This window comes from Delftia sp. DT-2, from assembly GCF_028401915.1.
Classification (GTDB): domain Bacteria; phylum Pseudomonadota; class Gammaproteobacteria; order Burkholderiales; family Burkholderiaceae_C; genus Comamonas; species Comamonas tsuruhatensis.
This window is the reverse complement of sequence record NZ_JAQOTI010000004.1, coordinates 212,302-227,172: the sequence shown is the minus strand read 5'-3', so window position 1 is coordinate 227,172 and position 14,871 is coordinate 212,302. Positions and strand designations below refer to the sequence as shown.

Genomic DNA, 14,871 nt, shown 5'->3' with positions numbered 1-14,871 from the left:
CCATGACCCCAAAGACCAACGCCCCAGCACCCCACATGGCCCCCGATGCGGCCAAGAGTCCCGCCATGCCAGAGGCCGATTTCGCGCCCGATCTGGTGGATCGTATGTTTGACTATCTGGTGGAGCTGCTGCCTGAGCTGCGCGGCAGCCCAGCCGCGATGGAGCGTGTCCAGCTTCAGCTGCGCCGTGAGTTCGCCGGCCAGGATGCCTACATCCCTGCCAGGTCCTCGGGAGACAAGGCAGAGGAGCGTCGGCAGGTGCTGCGGCTGTGGAATGGGCGCAATGCCACGGCCGTGGCGCGCACGCTGGGCATCAGCCGTGCCACCGTGTACCGGCACCTGAAGCAGCCCGGCTGAAACCGTCTCAGGTTTCCGGGAAATGAGACAGTTGCCCCGGTAGCGTGCGGCATATGAGCACGCTCCAAGACCTCCAGATGCGCCTCGCGCGCCTCAATGCCGCCATCCACAGTGGCGAGCGCACCATCACGACCGAGGATGGCGCCTCGGTCACCTATCGCAGCCTGGATGAGATGAAGGCCGCGCGCCGGGATCTGCAGACGCAGATTTCAGCCGTGGCTGGCACCGGCCAGCCGCGCGCCCTGGTGGCGCGCTTTCGCTTCGCCGGCCTGCGGGACCGCTGACCATGCAGCGCCGTACCGTGGCCCGCAGGGCATCCCCTACGCTGGTCGACCGCGTTGTCGGCTATTTCTCGCCCGCGCAGGGCGTGCGCCGCCAGGTTGCCCGGGAAATGCTGGTGCGCGCCTACGAGGGCGCCAGCCGTGCCGATGGCTGGCGTGTCAAGCGTTCCGGGGCCAGCCCCACGGCAGACCACGCCGCCGATGCGCGCGAGCTGCGCATGCGTGCGCGTTCACTTGCGCAGAACGTGCCGAACATCGTGCGCGCCGTCAATGCCGTGCTCGCCATGCGCGTGGGCCAGGGCATCGTGCCCGTGTGGGCCGACGAGGGCCTGGCCAAACGCTGGCGCGAGTGGGTGCCCCATGCCGACTACGACGGCCTGCTCGACTTCTACGGCCTGCAGTACAAGGCCGAGCGCACGCGCGACGTGGACGGCGCCGTGCTCATCCGAAAGCACATCCAGCGCATGGGCTCCACGGTGCCGCTCAAGCTGCAGCTGCTGGAGATCGATTTCTTGGACGTGGAGCGCAACGGCGTGCTGGCCGGCGGGCGCGAGATCATCCGGGGCATCGAGTACGACAAGCGCGGGCAGCGCCTGGCCTATTACCTATTCGACCGCCACCCCGGTGATGCCGGCATGTGGACCTTGGGCCGAAGCGGCACCAGCCAGCGTGTGCCGGCCGAGGAAATCATCCACTTCTTCGACCCCGAGCGCGCTGGCCAGCAGGACGGCATCACGCGCCTGGCGCCCATCATCGCCAAGGTGCGTGATCTGCATACCTACGGTGACTCCGAGCTGCAGCGCAAGCAGCTGGAATCGCGCATGGGGGTGCTGGCCGAGATGGGTGGGGATGGTGGCATGCCGCCACCGCTGCCAGACGAGGCCGCAGGGCAAAAGCCTGGCCTGATGGACCTGGGCGATCTTGCTGGCGGCGGCATCGTGGGCCTGCCGCCAGGCATGACCAATCCCACCTTCATCGAGCCCAAGGCTGTGCCGGGCTTTGGCGACTACATGAAAGGGGGCTGGAAGGAAGTGGCCGCAGGCTACCGGTGCCCCTACGAGCTGATGACGGGCGACCTGACCGAGGTGAATTTCAGCACCTCACGCATGTCCATGAACCAGTTCCGGGCCGAGGTCGAATCCGAGCAGTGGCGCGTCACCGTGCCGCGCCTGTGCGCGCCCATTGCGCGGTGGTTCGTGGCAGCGGTGGATCTGGTGGCCACGGTGCCGGCCAATGTGCAGGCGCCGGACTGGAGCACGCCCCGCTGGGCCAGCCCGAATCCTGTGCAGGACGTGGCCAGCGACCTGAGCGCTGTCAAGGGCGGCATGCAGAGCATCAGCGAAGTGATCCGGCGCCGGGGCTATGACCCTGAGGACGTTTTCACGGAGCTGGAGAGCGACCTGGTGCGGCTGCGAGAGCGCGGCATTCTGCCTTTGCTGGCCGCGCTGTGGGGTGCGCAGAACCCCATTGACCTGGTGGCCCAGATGGAGGGGCAGGGGCAGAAGTGAAATCGTCTCAGTTTTCCGGGATTTGAGACAGTCAAACCGGAAAACTGAGCGCCATGCCACAAGCCAACGCCCAATCTTCCGCGCCCCAGGTCCACGATTTGCCGGTGCAGACGCGTGCCGCAAGCCTGGTCCCTGACACCTACAACGAGGCCGAGGGCACGGTTGAGGTGGTCTGGACCACGGGCGCCAAGGTGCGCCGCTACGACTATTGGAACGACCGTCCCTACGACGAGGACCTGCAGATCACCCCCGAAGCCGTGGACATGGCCCGCTTCGACGCCGGCACGGTCCAGGTGCTGGACGGCCACCGCAGCTACGGCGGTGTCGCCGCCATCCTTGGCATCGCTGTACGGGGCTGGATCGAAGGTGGCGAAGGCCGGGCCGTGATCCGGCTGAGCCAGCGTCCCGAGCTGGCCGGCATCGTGGCCGACATCCGCGCCGGAATCATCCGCGCCATCAGCTTCGGCTACAGCGTGCAGCGCTACGAAATCACCCGCGCCCAGGACCGCACGGACGGCATCAACGTCGATCTCTACCGCGCAGTCGCCTGGACCCCGCAGGAAATCTCTTTCGTCACTGTGCCTGCCGACCCCAACGCCGGCACGCGCAGCGCGCCCACTTCCCAGGCCCCGTCCGGTGCAGCGCCCCAAGGCGGCATGCCGTGCGAGTTCTTTCAACGGGCAGCCGCCCAACCCACCACTCAGGAGCACCAACGTATGCCCCAAGCCATCCCAGCCGGTGAAGGCGGCCAGACCGCCAACACCACCCCGGGCGCCGCGCCCGCCAACGTCTCTCAGGTCCCGCAGAACCGCCAGGGCGAGGGTGCCCCGCAGCCCGCGCCTGCTGGTGCGTTCGATGGCCAGCGCGCCGCCGACATCGTTGCGCTGTGCCAGCGTCACAACCTGGCCGATCTGCAGACCGAACTGCTGCGCAACCAGTCCACCATGGATCAGGCCCGTGCCGCTGTGCTGAGCGCGCTGGACCAGCGCAGCCAGGAGCAGGCCACTGGCCCCACGACCTCCATCCGCACCGTGGGCGATGAGCACGAGAACCGCATGCGCGGCATTGAAAACGCGCTCATGCACCGCCTGAACCCCGGCGCCCAGCTGGATGACAATGGCCGCCAGTACCGCGCCATGACCATGGTGGAGATGGCGCGCGAGGTGGTCGAGGGCTTGGGCCAGAAGACGCGCGGCATGAGCCGCGCCGAGATCGTCAACGTGGCGCTGCGTGTGCGCTCCGGCATGCTGGGCACGGGCGACTTCCCTGCGCTGCTCGGTGGCGTGGGCCAGCGCGTGCTGCGTGCGGCCTATGACGAGGCGCCCAGCACCTACCAGCTGTGGGCGCGCCGTGCCTCCAACCTGCCGGACTTCCGCATCCGCCAGGCCATCGGCGTGGGCGGTGATGTCGAACTCAAGAAGCTCAATGAGCACGGCGAGTACACCTACGGCAGCCTTTCCGAGGATGTCACGGGCTACCGCGCCTTCACGTTCGGCCGCTCGCTGGCCATCACCCGCCAGATGATCGTCAATGACGATCTGGACTCCCTGACACGCACAGGGACCAAATTTGCTGCCGCAGCGCGGAGCCTCGAAAACCGCCTGGTCTATGGCCAGATCCTCAATAACCCGGACATGTCCGATGGCGAGCCGCTGTTCGATGCCGAGCACAACAACCTGCTGACCGGCGCAGGGTCCAAGTTCTCGCTGGAAGCACTGTCCAGCCTGCGCACGCTGATGCGCAAGCAAAAGGGCCGGGACGAAGAGACGCTGAACATCGCTCCTGCCTACCTGCTGGTCCCCTCCGACCTGGAAACCCTGGCCTACCAGTACACCAGCCCCAACTACCAGCCCACCAAGGCGGGCGACATCAACGAGTTCCGCACGGGCGGCCGCACGGCGCTGGAGCCCATCGTGGAGCCGCTGCTGGATGACGTGTCCACCACCGCCTTCTACCTGGCGGCCCGCGCCGGCCAGATCGACACCGTCGAGTACGCCTACGTGGACGGCTACGAGGGTCTGCGCACCGAGACCTTCTCCAGCGAAGACGTGGACGGCGTGAAGCTGCGGGCCAGCCTGGACTTTGCGGCCAAGTGCCTGGACTGGCATGGCCTGGCCAAGAGCAACGGCGCCTGAGCGCGCAGCCATCCATACACACGCTTTCAGGAGTTCAACCCATGAAAAACTACCAACAGCGCGGCCACGTCATCGAGGTCCTGGCGGCCGCCGCCGCAGTGGCTGCAGGCCAGCCCGTGGCCATCGGTGCCATCCTCGCCGTGGCCAATGGCCCGGCCCAGGTCGGAGAGCCCTACAACGCCGAGCGCGTGGGCGTCTTTGTCCTGCCCAAGGCGGCAGGCACCGCGTGGACGCAGGGCCAGCCCCTGCGCTGGGATGTCGAAACCGGCGCGTTCGCCGTTGGCGGCGCGACCACGGCCGGCGACGTGACGGGGGCGGCGTTCGCCTTCGAGGCGGCCGACAGCGCGGCCACGCAGGGCGCCGTCTGCCTGCCCGGCGTCATCGGCACGGTCGCCTAAGCGGAGCGGGTACTGGCATGACTTTCCTCCTCATCCCAGGCGCCGAGCGGGCAGGGCGCGTGCGCTCTGCCCAGCAGCGGCACCACGCCAATGCGGTGGCTGTCTGGCAGGGCGGCGAGCCCTTCGGCGTCATCCTGCGGCGCGGCCCGCGCGAGGCCCTGGGGATGGTGGGTGCCTACGTCCTGGCCTGCCGGCTGCCCGCTGACATGGTGCCAGGCATCGCCCAGGGCGAGCCCATCGAGATTGACCAGGTCAACTACCGGATCGCCGAGCCGCCCCAGCCCGACGAGTCCGGCTGGCTGCTGCTGCAGCTGGAGGAGGCCTGACATGGCGCAGCACATGCAACAGCAGATCCTGGCCGCCTGGCGGGTGGATCTTGTGCTCGCGGCCACCCTGGCTGGAGACAAGGTTCGCGTCGAAGGTCGCAACGCATACCCGGTAAGTGCCCTGCCAGCCATTGATATCAGCGCGGCAGACGAAGGCATCGAACCCCTCTCGGGCGGGCGCGGTGGCCTGGCCACGCTGCACCGGGAATTCCTGGTCGATGTCACCAGCATCGCCACGGGCGAGCAGGCACGCGAGCAGGCCATGGAGCTGCATGCGCAGATCGAGGAGCGCATGGGGCCTGCTGCGGGCGGCGTGCTCCCCGGCCTGCTGATTGCGCCACCGCGCCTGCGCGGCATCCGGGGGCAGTGGGACGACGCCGCTACCCAGCCCATCTACATCGTGCGCGGCATGTGGCTGTGCCGATACCTCACCGCCGAGGGCGCTCCGCGCGGCCCGGCATCCCATCCCTGAAAGGAAACGACCATGGCAGTCCAAAACGTTCGTACCTCGGCTGGCAGCAAGCTGCTGATCTGCGCCGCCCGGCCAGCATCCTACGATGCAGCCGGCTTCCAGGCCCTGGCCTTCAAAGAGATCGCTGAGATCACCGATCTGGCCGAACTGGGCCGGGAATACAACCAGGCCACGCACTCGCCCCTGGCAACTCGCCGCATCGTCAAGCGCAAAGGCAGCTTCAACGATGGCAGCCTGTCCGTGCCCATGGCCCGCGACATGAACGACGAGGGCCAGGTTCTGCTGAAGGCCGCCTCCATGTCCGACGACAGCTACAGCTACTGCATCCGCCTGCAGGACGGCTCGAGCCACTACTTCACGGCGCAGTGCATGAGCTTCAAGCTCAACGTGGGCGGCGTCGATTCCATCACGGCGCACACGGCGCAGCTGGAAATCGACAACGACATCATCGAAGTCCCCGCCATCTCGTTCACGCTTGCCTACACGGCCGGCGCCAATGGCTCCATCGTGGGCGTTGCAAGCCAGACCGTGCTGCAGGGCGCCACGGGCAAGCCCGTGTTCGCGCAGGCCGCCGCCGGCTTCGACTTTGAGAAGTGGAGCGACAACAGCACGGAAAACCCGCGCTCCGATGCCAACGTGCTCGCCAACGTGGCGGTGCAGGCCAGCTTCATCCCCGAGTAATTCGCCGCCGCCTTGCCCGGCTGCGGCCGGGTGGCATGCCCTTCTGACTTTCTTTCATCGCCACCACCATGCTCAAGCTTTCCCAACTCCGCGTTGCCGACACCGCTGCCCTGCATCTGAAGGATGCCTCCGGCGAGCCCTTGTACTTCAAGGACCCCACCAAAGGCGCTGGGGCGGTGGAGCAGCCCGTGCTGATCCATGTGTACGGCCCTGGCTCGGAGCCTTACCGCAAGGCCCAGCTGGGCGCCCAGCGCCGAGTCATGGCGCTGGTCAAGAAAAACCGCCGCGCGCTGGAAGAGCGCACGCCCGAGGAGCGCACTGCCGACACCGCAGCGCTGCTGGCCGACATCACGCATTCCGTCGAAGGCCTGGACCTGGAAGGCCGCCCCGTGCGCGAGGGCATGCAGGCCCTGTACGCGGACCCTGCTGCCGGCTGGGTGGCTGACCAGGTCAACGCCTTTGCGGCGGACTGGGCAAATTTTTCCAAGAGTGCGCCGAAGGACTGAGCCTCTACGTGCGCACATGGGCGTGGCTCAACGCCCCGCTCAAGCCCAAGAACGGAAAAAAGACCCAGCCGCAATATGACGAACCCAGGATCACACGCATCGAGGAAATCAGGGCAGAAGGCCGTGAGCCTGACCTGCCCGACCCTGGCCCGGCTGGCTATCTCCTCGAAGTGTTCTTTGACCTGGGTCCGTCTCTGCAGTCGCCCACGGGCGAAGCGCCCATCGGTTATGAGCAACTGGTTGCCTGGCAGTCCATTCACGGCGTGCGGCTCACGCCTTGGGAGGGCAAAACGCTTTGCGACCTGTCCATTGCATGGCTTGTCGCCAAGGACGCTGCCAAGGACCCTGGCGCCCCACGGCCGGGCAGCGTCGATGAAACGCCTGAGCAGGCCGAGGAGCGGCGCGAGCGCGTGTCCAGCGGCCTGGGCGACATGCTGCGCTCGTTCCGACGCGCGCCGAGGTGATCTTCAGGGGGCTGCATGATTGGCTCCAGCAACATCAACTACCTGCGGTTCTTGATTACGGGCGACAGTTCGCAGCTGCAGGCCGAGGTCGAGAAGTCCAAGCGCACCGTCACGGGCATGGTCGATGGCATGGCCGGCTCGCTGGGGCGCCTGGGCACGCTCCTCGGCGGCGTGTTTGCTGGCGTGTCGGTCACGGCGTTCGTCGGCAAGCTGGTATCGGTGCAGCGCGAATTCGACGTGCTCAACAGCTCGCTGGTCACGGTCACGGGCAGTGCCCAGGCCGCTGGCCGGGAGATGGCCTGGATCAAGACCTTTGCCAAGGACACGCCCTATGGGCTGGCCCAGGCCACCGAGGCTTTCGTGAAGATGAAGGCCTTGGGCCTTGATCCCACCCAGGCCAAGCTCACCAGCTTCGGCAACACGGCGGCCGGCATGGGCAAGAGCCTCATGCAGATGATCGAGGCCGTGGCGGATGCGGCCACGGGCGAATTCGAGCGCCTGAAGGAATTCGGCATCAAGGCGTCCAAGCAGGGCGACATGGTGGCGTTCACGTTCCAGGGCGTCACCACCCGCGTGAAGAATTCTGCCAAGGACATCACCGACTATCTGGAGAACATCGGCAACACCGCCTTTGGCGGTGCCATGGAGCAGCGAGCCAAGACCCTGGACGGCGCCATTGCGGCCCTGGGTGACTCCTGGGACGAACTGTTCCGCACCATCAACGAAAGCACGGGGTTTTCGGAGAAGGCTGCCGGGGGCGTTCGCCTGGTCACGGACGCCATCGATGGGCTGGGCAAGATGGTTGAGAACCACCAGGGTGTGGTGATGACTTTCCTGGGTGCTGCTGGCGGGGCGGCCGCAGCGGCGGGCCTGGTGGCCGTGGCCGGGGCCATCGGCGTGGTCAAGGGCGCCATCGTCACGCTGGCCGCCGTGTTGGCCGCGAATCCCGTGACGCTTGCGCTGCTGGGCGTTGGGGTGGTGGCTGGTGCAGGCGTGGCGGCGGTCAACATGTACGCGAAGACGGCTGCTGGCATCGAGGACGCGATTGCCACCTTGCGCGTCGAGAACGAGCGTTCTGAGGCGGCCATGGCGCGCGCCGTGGCGGGTGGCCGCGCAGCTGGCGCGGACAACATCGCCAAGACCATCGAGGCACGCAAGGACCAGATTGCCAAGCTGCGGGCCGAGCTGGACATGCTCAACGCCAGCAGCAAGGGTGCGGGCGGTGGGCGCGGCTCCATCAATCCGCCCACCGCTGCAGAGACCGCCGCGAAAAAGGCTCAAGAGGATGCGGACGCCGAGCAGACTCTGCTGGAGATCCGCCAGAAGCTCTACGGCGTCAACAAGGACTATCTGCCGCAGCTGCAAAAGCTCAACGAGCTGCGCCAGGCCGGCCGCATCACCGAGGCCGCCTATGTGGACCTCGTCAGCAAGCTGGCCAAGGAAAACTACAAGGAAGACGAGTCGGCCAAGGCACGCGCCGCATCCGCCAAGCAGCTTCATACAGCCTATGGCAACCTGGTCGATTCCATCGAAGAAAAGATTGCCGCCCAGCGCCTGGAGATCTCCGGCGGCGAGAAGCTGGGCGAAGCCGACAAGCTGCGTATCAAGTACTCGCAGGATCTGCTGGGCTCGCTCAAGGGGCTCAATGCTGGAGAGCGTGCCAACATTGAAGCCAAGCTCAAGACCCTCAAGACGCTGGAGAAGGAAAACGAGGCCAAGCAGAAGGCGCTGAAGCTGGCCGAGGAAGAGCGCAAGTACCGCCAGGAGTGGATGACCACCCAGGGCAAGACGGTCGAGGAACTGACGGCCAGCAACCAGGCGCTGCGCGATGAGATCGAGCTGATCGGCCTGAGCGCCGAGCAGCAGCGCGTGGTGATCGAGCAGCGGCAGATGGCCATCATCCTGAGCAAGGAGCAGCAGCTGGCCGAGATGGAGCGCTCAGCCGCGCTCACCGGCACCATGACCATGGAGCACGCGCTGCTCCAGCAGGAGATCGAGCTGCTGCGCGAGCGCCTGGGCCTGACCTCGGTGAAGGCCTCGCGCGAAGCCTCTGCCGAGGCGGCCAAGGCCAGCACCTCGGAGTGGCAGAAGGGTGTGGACCAGATCGGCCAGAGCCTGGCCGACCAGCTGATGCAAGGCGGGCTCTCGTTCGGCCAGTACCTCAAGAATCTTGCGCGCACGCTCATTTTCAAACCGCTGATTCAGGCCACGGTTCAGATCGCTGGCGGTGCCCTGGGTAGTTTGTTCGGCGCCCCCGCTGCCGCCGGCCAGAGTGGCGGTGCCGGAATGGGCATGCTCAACAACCTGGGCATGTTTGGTGCCGGCGCTCAAGCGCTGTGGGGCTTCCTGCCGGGCGCCTCGGCTGCCAGCCTGGCGGGAGCCAATGCCGTGGGCCTGGCCGGTGGTGATGCTCTTGGCGCCCTCATCGCGGGCAATGGCAGCTGGGCCGGTGTCGGCAGCAGCTTCGGCTCGCTCATGAGTGGACTGGGTGCAGCGCTACCCTGGCTGGCAGGTGGCTTGGCCATCTTCTCACTGCTCAAGGGTGGTTTGTTCGGTTCGCGTGGCCCCAATCACAGTGGCGGCGTCTACTCCACCCGTACGGACGATTGGGACACGGCGGCCAACCAGGCGCTGGGCAAGGATGCGTGGGGCAATGCCCTGGGTGACTTCACCAAGCGCGGCAACAAGGAACTGGGCAAGCAGGTCGGCACCACCGTTGATGCCCTGATCGATGTCTACAAGTCCCTGGCCAAGTTCGCGGGTGGCACGGCCAAGGACATCGATATCGCGGCCGGTTTTGCGACCAATCCCAAGTACGGGGACGAGTCGGCGCACGGCTATTTCCAGATCTTGGACAAGGCCACGGGCGAAGTCCTGAGCTCCTACAAAAACCGCGACCTAGGCAAGGATCCTGAGAAGGCATTCGCTCAGTTCGTGGCCGATATGGGCGGCTCGCTCATCGACCAGATCAAGAAGGCCGACATCCCCAGCTGGATGCGCAATGTCTTCGATGACATGGACGAGGAGATCACGCTGGAGAGCTTCAACGCGGCCCTGCAGACCGTGGAGCTGACGGGCGCCGCCATCGAGGGCTGGACCCGCAACATCACCAACTTCGGCAAGTTGGGCGACGAGGCCATTGCCAAGCTCATCAAGAGCGCCGGCGGCATCCAGGACCTGATCACCGGCATGGACGCGTTCTACACCAGCTTCTACAGCGAGCGGGAGCGCATCGAGAACGCGGCCAATGCGCTGGACAAGGCGCTGGCCGACCTCAAGATCGACATCGACCCCCGCATGGGCCAGGACGCCAAGGCCAAGTTCAAAAAGCTCATCGAGGACGCCATGGCGGCCGGCGATGTGGAGCTGCTGGCCAAGCTCATCCCGCTGGCCAAGGAATTCGGCGCCGTGGCCGATGCCGCTGGCCAGGTGCTGGACACGCTCAAGAACGAGCGCCGGCAGCTGGAAGCCGAATACCTGCGCGCCACGGGCCAGACCGACAAATACCGCGAGGCCCTGCGCCGCCTGGCGACCGAGGGCATGAGCGAAGCTGAGCGTGCCGCCTGGGACTACAACCAGGCGCTGCGCGAAGAAATCGCGCGCCTGGACCAGCGCACGGACCTGGAGCGCAAGCTGCTTGAACTGCAGGGCAACACGGCGGAATTGCGCCGCCGGGAACTGGCCGCGCTGGACCCCAGCAACCGCGCCCTGCAGGAACGCATCTGGGCCATCGAGGACGAGAAGGCGGCTCAGGCTGCCGCCTACGACATGTTCCGGCGCGCTGTGGACCGCGACCGCGAAGCACTGCAGCAGCAGGTCTCGGTGGTGCAGGAGGTCATCAACACCATCAGTTCTTCTGTTGGCGTGCTCAACAGCGCGGCGGCAGAGCTGTATGGCACGGTCGATTCGACCTCGCAATGGGCTGCAGCGCGCGGCATGGTGTATGTCGAGCAGGCGCTGGCCGGTGTGCGCTCCGGTCGCAAGCTGTCCGAGTATGGTGACCTTGGCGGTGCTGTCCAGGCAACGCGCGCAGGCCTGGCTTCTGGTGTCTATGCCACCGACTTCGAGCGCCGCCGCGACGCCCTGGTGTGGGCGGGCAAGTTCTCTGAGCTGGGAGAGCTCGGCGAGTCACAGCTGAGCATCGAGGAGCGATCCCTCAAGGCCCTGCAGGCGCAGATTGAAGGTTTGGACACGCTCAACAAGCGAGCGGAAGAACTTGTCAACGGCACGGTGGAGCTTGCTGAGACCGTGCAAGTCTATTTTGAGCGCTTGATTGCTGGGCTTTTCAAATCCGATGACTCAACCAAACCCGGCGGCGGAAAAGGTGGTGGTGTTGTGCCCAGTTGGGGCAGCGGTGGCGGTGGATTTGCAACGGTCGATTCAAAGTACAAGAAGCCTACCGCAATTCTCTCGGGCGGCACTGTTCTTTACGAGAACGCCTCTTCGGAGCAGGAAAAAAAGCTCGATGGTTTATCGGGTATTTTCCACTCTTTTGACGGAACTGGAGATTTTGTAGGTCTTTCCAACGCAATTCGCAATGCTGGTGGGACTGCTAGCGATCTTGCATTTTTATATGGCTTCAGTGAGAGCGACGTTCTTGCAGCAATGGATAGGAACGGAATTCCGCGATTCGAAGACGGCGGTTTGCATGCTGGTGGATTGCGTCTTGTCGGCGAACGTGGGTGGGAGATTGAGGCAACCGGTCCGGCAAGATACTGGAATCAAGAGCAGCTTGGAAGAGCCATGGCTGGTAGTGGTGCTGGGGCTGATTTTGGATTGTTGGCTGCATCAATTGATAGGCTTGAGCAAAGGCTGGGGCAACTGGAAATGCAGATGGCAAGGACAGCAAACAATACCGCCAAACTGCCTGAGTTTGCCGAACAGTTTGACGCGGTCACTGGCGGTGGCCAGATGATGCGCACGGGCGCAGGAGGGCGCACATGAACATCCTTTTGCCTAAAATAATAACGGCCAGCATGTTTGGTGCTGGCACGTCGATTCCAGAGATTGATTCAGCGGTTGGTGAGATCGCATGGGTCTCAGGACTTGATTACGCTTTAAAAAACCGTAGGATTTGGAGCGGATATACCTATGAGTGCGTGAAGGCTATAGTGGGCGCGCCTGCTAATTTGGTGGAGCCGGGTACTGCCGCTGCAGCTGGTTACTGGGAGAAGGATGAGAATGCGCCAAGCAATCGGATGGCGCCTTTTGATAAATATCTGTTCACCAAGTCGCGTCGGAAGGGTTCAGTTACTTACGTGTTGAAGCCTGGTTTTGTCAATGGATTGGCTATCTACGGAATTGAGGCCGATTCACTGAATATCAGGGTAAGAGCGGGTGGGGAAGATTTGATTCCTCCGCTTCAGGCAGATCTATGGCAGCAGGCTTTCGGTGAGTGGGAATATCTCTTTGGAGATTTGCAGCGCGGTAGCTATTACACGCTTAAGAATCTCCCAATTCATCCAGATATTGAGATTGAGATTACTGTCTCCAGAACTGATCCAGCGGCGGACGCGGCTATTGGATACATCAGCGTAGGCAACTGGAAAAAGTTTCTTCTTCCCGGAGAACCGAAAATGGGTGGTACGCAGTACGGGGTTACCGCGAGTACTCGAGATTATTCCTATGTTGAAGATAGGAAGGATGGTACGTATACGGAAATCGCTGGTCGTCTTGCTACCAATATCACGCTGACTTGTGTAATTGATGCTGTGCAGGCGCCTGCGGCTAAGTCCGTATTGGATCAGATTCTGGGCAAAGTTGTAGCAGTTGAAGTTGATGAGTTGCCGCAGTATGGGCACCTTGCAACTGTTGGGAAAGTGACTGGAACAGTTACTTCGATAAGCTGGACCGAAGCTCAGGTGGAGTTTCAGATTAAGGGTAATGTATGACGGATATTGTGCAAATTCCAGATGTTTTGCCTATTTCCCAGTATCCAGCGCTGGGTAGTGCAAATTTCAATCAAGAGGCTTACAACTACGCAATGAGCGTGCCTCCTGCAGTGTCCCGTATGCGGGAGATTGCCGTCGCGTGCCGGACGTGCGCCATTGCTGCCCAGGAGTATGCGCAGACAGCCCAGTCTGCAGCACTGACTGCGACGACACAAGCAGACGCTGCGATGGGCTATCGCAACCAAGCCGGCAATTCTGCGACTGCGGCAGCCAGCAGCGCGAGCACTGCGTCCTCAGCTGCAGGAACAGCCACGACTGCGCTGACGGCAATGCAGGTCATGTACTTGGGCAGCAAGGCGGTCACCTCGCACCCGACGACCGACAACATGGGAAACGCGCTCCAGGCGGGCGCCCTGTACACCAACACGGGCACGAATGCCTCGATCAACAAGCGAGGCTGGTGGTGGGATGGTGCGATGTGGCAGTTGGCATGGGGCGAATTTACCGGCGCATACCTCCCAATCACAGGAGGGGTGCTGCAAGGACACCTGAGTGTGCCGGCCGGGGCGACCGGCAACCAGGTGCCTCGGGCAAATGAAGTCGTGCCGCGAGCAGTCGCTTATTTCGACAAGTCCACGCCCATGTCTGCGGCGCCTGTGGGCACCGTCTGCTTCTTTGAGTCCAGCGATGGCGGGGGCGCGGACTGGCCGTATAAAACCAACGTCGCCATTCATGGCTGGCTGGTTGAGACTTGGGATAGGGGTGGTGCACGTTCTATGCAGGAGGCGACGTTCACCCTGTCTGGATTTCTGGCAACAGGGGCCAAGTTTCGGCGATACAAGCATGATGCCGCCTGGTCGGCCTGGGGCCGCGAAATCAGTGATCTCGATTTCCGAGAAAGGGTTGTGACGGCGAATACCGGTGTAGGTCCTGGTGACGCAAAGGTCTACGTACTTGACCCGTCAAAAGGATCAATCCATCAGCTGACAGTCGAGTACAACACGTACTTTACTGGCGGTCTTCGAGACCCAGGTGATCAAATAACGCTGCGTTTGAAATTTTCGGGAGGGGCATGGCCAATAAGTTTCAATACTAACTTCAGGTTTCCTGCCGGGACTGCATTTCCTACTTATGTTGCTGGTCAAACATTGACACTGACTTTCTTTAACACTGAAGGGTCTTTTATTGACGCATTTATTGCGGGAGTGCACAACCCATGACAGTAAGATGGCTAATGGCGGCAGGCGGATCTGGTGTGGTACTGAATCTTTCAGGTATCACGGTTAACCCAAACATCCTTGCTCTTGCTCAAGCGCAGGGGTGGTTAGGGTACGGGAGGGTAACAATTAATGTGCTCCCTGGGGCGGACGTCGGGGCTCTGGTAATTCCCAACGATTTTCCGGACGGGTCAGTCTATATCGTAAACAACGGCAGAATCGGAGGCCTCGGTGGCAGTCGCAATTCTCGCGGCGGTACTGGCATATACACGCGCCGCAGGATCACGATCATCAACAACGGGACTATATTTGGTGGGGGCGGTGGCGGCGGGGATGGCGGTGATGCAACGATATGCGCTTATTCCTCGTGCAGCATAGGTCGTGGCGGCGGTGGGGGTGTAGGTGGTGGCTATGTTCTTGTGGCGTCGGCTTACCAATATCGGCAAGCTGGCGGGGTTGGAAATCAAGGGTCAAATGATTCAATACCCGGAGTAAACTCCGCATCTGGCGGCAGGGGAGGCGATGGCGGCGCAATTGGGTTAGCTGGCCAATCTGGGTCATCCGGATCAACAGGCGGAACGTCTGAGCCGGGGTCGCCGTCTTACACAACTCCAGGATCCGGAGGGCCTGCAGGAT

General features: G+C 63.5%; 13 protein-coding genes. All 13 read left to right on the top strand.

What is annotated here, in order from left to right; all coding sequences use genetic code 11:
- Positions 1-2 precede the first annotated feature (2 nt).
- The 13 genes from PO605_RS08300 (at position 3) to PO605_RS08240 (ending at position 14,238) form a co-directional block, all read left to right on the top strand.
- Entirely contained in the window at positions 3-356 is a 354-nt protein-coding gene (locus PO605_RS08300) for a helix-turn-helix domain-containing protein (RefSeq protein ID WP_272206247.1), read from the top strand.
- Positions 357-409: 53 nt separating this feature from the next.
- Entirely contained in the window at positions 410-640 is a 231-nt protein-coding gene (locus PO605_RS08295) for a phage head-tail joining protein (protein WP_074923543.1), read from the top strand.
- A 2-nt stretch (positions 641-642) separates the two neighbouring features.
- Complete coding sequence (locus PO605_RS08290; protein WP_272206246.1) at positions 643-2,145, top strand: phage portal protein; 1,503 nt, start codon at positions 643-645, stop codon at positions 2,143-2,145.
- Positions 2,146-2,198: 53 nt separating this feature from the next.
- Positions 2,199-4,280 (top strand): prohead protease/major capsid protein fusion protein, encoded by a 2,082-nt coding sequence (locus PO605_RS08285; protein WP_272206245.1) that lies wholly within the window; start codon positions 2,199-2,201, stop codon positions 4,278-4,280.
- Between the two features lie 41 nt (positions 4,281-4,321).
- Positions 4,322-4,678, top strand: a complete 357-nt coding sequence (locus PO605_RS08280) for a DUF2190 family protein (protein WP_272206244.1) — start codon at positions 4,322-4,324, stop codon at positions 4,676-4,678.
- A gap of 17 nt (positions 4,679-4,695) precedes the next feature.
- A complete protein-coding gene (locus PO605_RS08275; RefSeq protein ID WP_272206243.1) occupies positions 4,696-5,004 on the top strand; it encodes a head-tail joining protein in 309 nt (102 codons plus the stop codon).
- 13 nt (positions 5,005-5,017) lie between these two features.
- Complete coding sequence (locus tag PO605_RS08270; protein ID WP_272206242.1) at positions 5,018-5,476, top strand: hypothetical protein; 459 nt, start codon at positions 5,018-5,020, stop codon at positions 5,474-5,476.
- Between the two features lie 12 nt (positions 5,477-5,488).
- The gene (locus PO605_RS08265) at positions 5,489-6,157 is read left to right on the top strand and encodes an InlB B-repeat-containing protein (protein WP_272206241.1); all 669 of its coding nucleotides are present in this window, start codon (positions 5,489-5,491) and stop codon (positions 6,155-6,157) included.
- A gap of 68 nt (positions 6,158-6,225) precedes the next feature.
- Positions 6,226-6,663 (top strand): hypothetical protein, encoded by a 438-nt coding sequence (locus PO605_RS08260; protein ID WP_272206240.1) that lies wholly within the window; start codon positions 6,226-6,228, stop codon positions 6,661-6,663.
- 8 nt (positions 6,664-6,671) lie between these two features.
- On the top strand, positions 6,672-7,127 hold the full coding sequence (locus tag PO605_RS08255; protein ID WP_272206239.1) for a hypothetical protein: 456 nt from the start codon (positions 6,672-6,674) through the stop codon (positions 7,125-7,127).
- A gap of 15 nt (positions 7,128-7,142) precedes the next feature.
- Positions 7,143-12,071 (top strand): tape measure protein, encoded by a 4,929-nt coding sequence (locus PO605_RS08250; protein ID WP_272206238.1) that lies wholly within the window; start codon positions 7,143-7,145, stop codon positions 12,069-12,071.
- Entirely contained in the window at positions 12,068-13,018 is a 951-nt protein-coding gene (locus tag PO605_RS08245; RefSeq protein ID WP_050042458.1) for a hypothetical protein, read from the top strand. Before PO605_RS08250 ends, PO605_RS08245 begins: the two co-directional genes overlap by 4 nt.
- Positions 13,015-14,238, top strand: a complete 1,224-nt coding sequence (locus PO605_RS08240) for a hypothetical protein (RefSeq protein WP_272206237.1) — start codon at positions 13,015-13,017, stop codon at positions 14,236-14,238. The genes PO605_RS08245 and PO605_RS08240 overlap by 4 nt, the downstream gene beginning before the upstream one ends.
- The last annotated feature ends 633 nt before the right edge of the window (positions 14,239-14,871 follow it).

Excerpts from the sequence above, each read along its gene's own strand:
- PO605_RS08290 (WP_272206246.1), top strand. The coding sequence starts at position 643 with ATGCAGCGCCGTACCGTGGCCCGCAGGGCATCCCCTACGCTGGTCGAC.
- PO605_RS08285 (WP_272206245.1), top strand. The coding sequence starts at position 2,199 with ATGCCACAAGCCAACGCCCAATCTTCCGCGCCCCAGGTCCACGATTTG.
- PO605_RS08300 (WP_272206247.1), top strand. The coding sequence starts at position 3 with ATGACCCCAAAGACCAACGCCCCAGCACCCCACATGGCCCCCGATGCG.
- PO605_RS08240 (WP_272206237.1), top strand. The coding sequence starts at position 13,015 with ATGACGGATATTGTGCAAATTCCAGATGTTTTGCCTATTTCCCAGTAT.
- PO605_RS08275 (WP_272206243.1), top strand. The coding sequence starts at position 4,696 with ATGACTTTCCTCCTCATCCCAGGCGCCGAGCGGGCAGGGCGCGTGCGC.
- PO605_RS08295 (WP_074923543.1), top strand. The coding sequence starts at position 410 with ATGAGCACGCTCCAAGACCTCCAGATGCGCCTCGCGCGCCTCAATGCC.
- PO605_RS08250 (WP_272206238.1), top strand. The coding sequence starts at position 7,143 with ATGATTGGCTCCAGCAACATCAACTACCTGCGGTTCTTGATTACGGGC.
- PO605_RS08245 (WP_050042458.1), top strand. The coding sequence starts at position 12,068 with ATGAACATCCTTTTGCCTAAAATAATAACGGCCAGCATGTTTGGTGCT.
- PO605_RS08280 (WP_272206244.1), top strand. The coding sequence starts at position 4,322 with ATGAAAAACTACCAACAGCGCGGCCACGTCATCGAGGTCCTGGCGGCC.
- PO605_RS08270 (WP_272206242.1), top strand. The coding sequence starts at position 5,018 with ATGCAACAGCAGATCCTGGCCGCCTGGCGGGTGGATCTTGTGCTCGCG.
- PO605_RS08260 (WP_272206240.1), top strand. The coding sequence starts at position 6,226 with ATGCTCAAGCTTTCCCAACTCCGCGTTGCCGACACCGCTGCCCTGCAT.
- PO605_RS08265 (WP_272206241.1), top strand. The coding sequence starts at position 5,489 with ATGGCAGTCCAAAACGTTCGTACCTCGGCTGGCAGCAAGCTGCTGATC.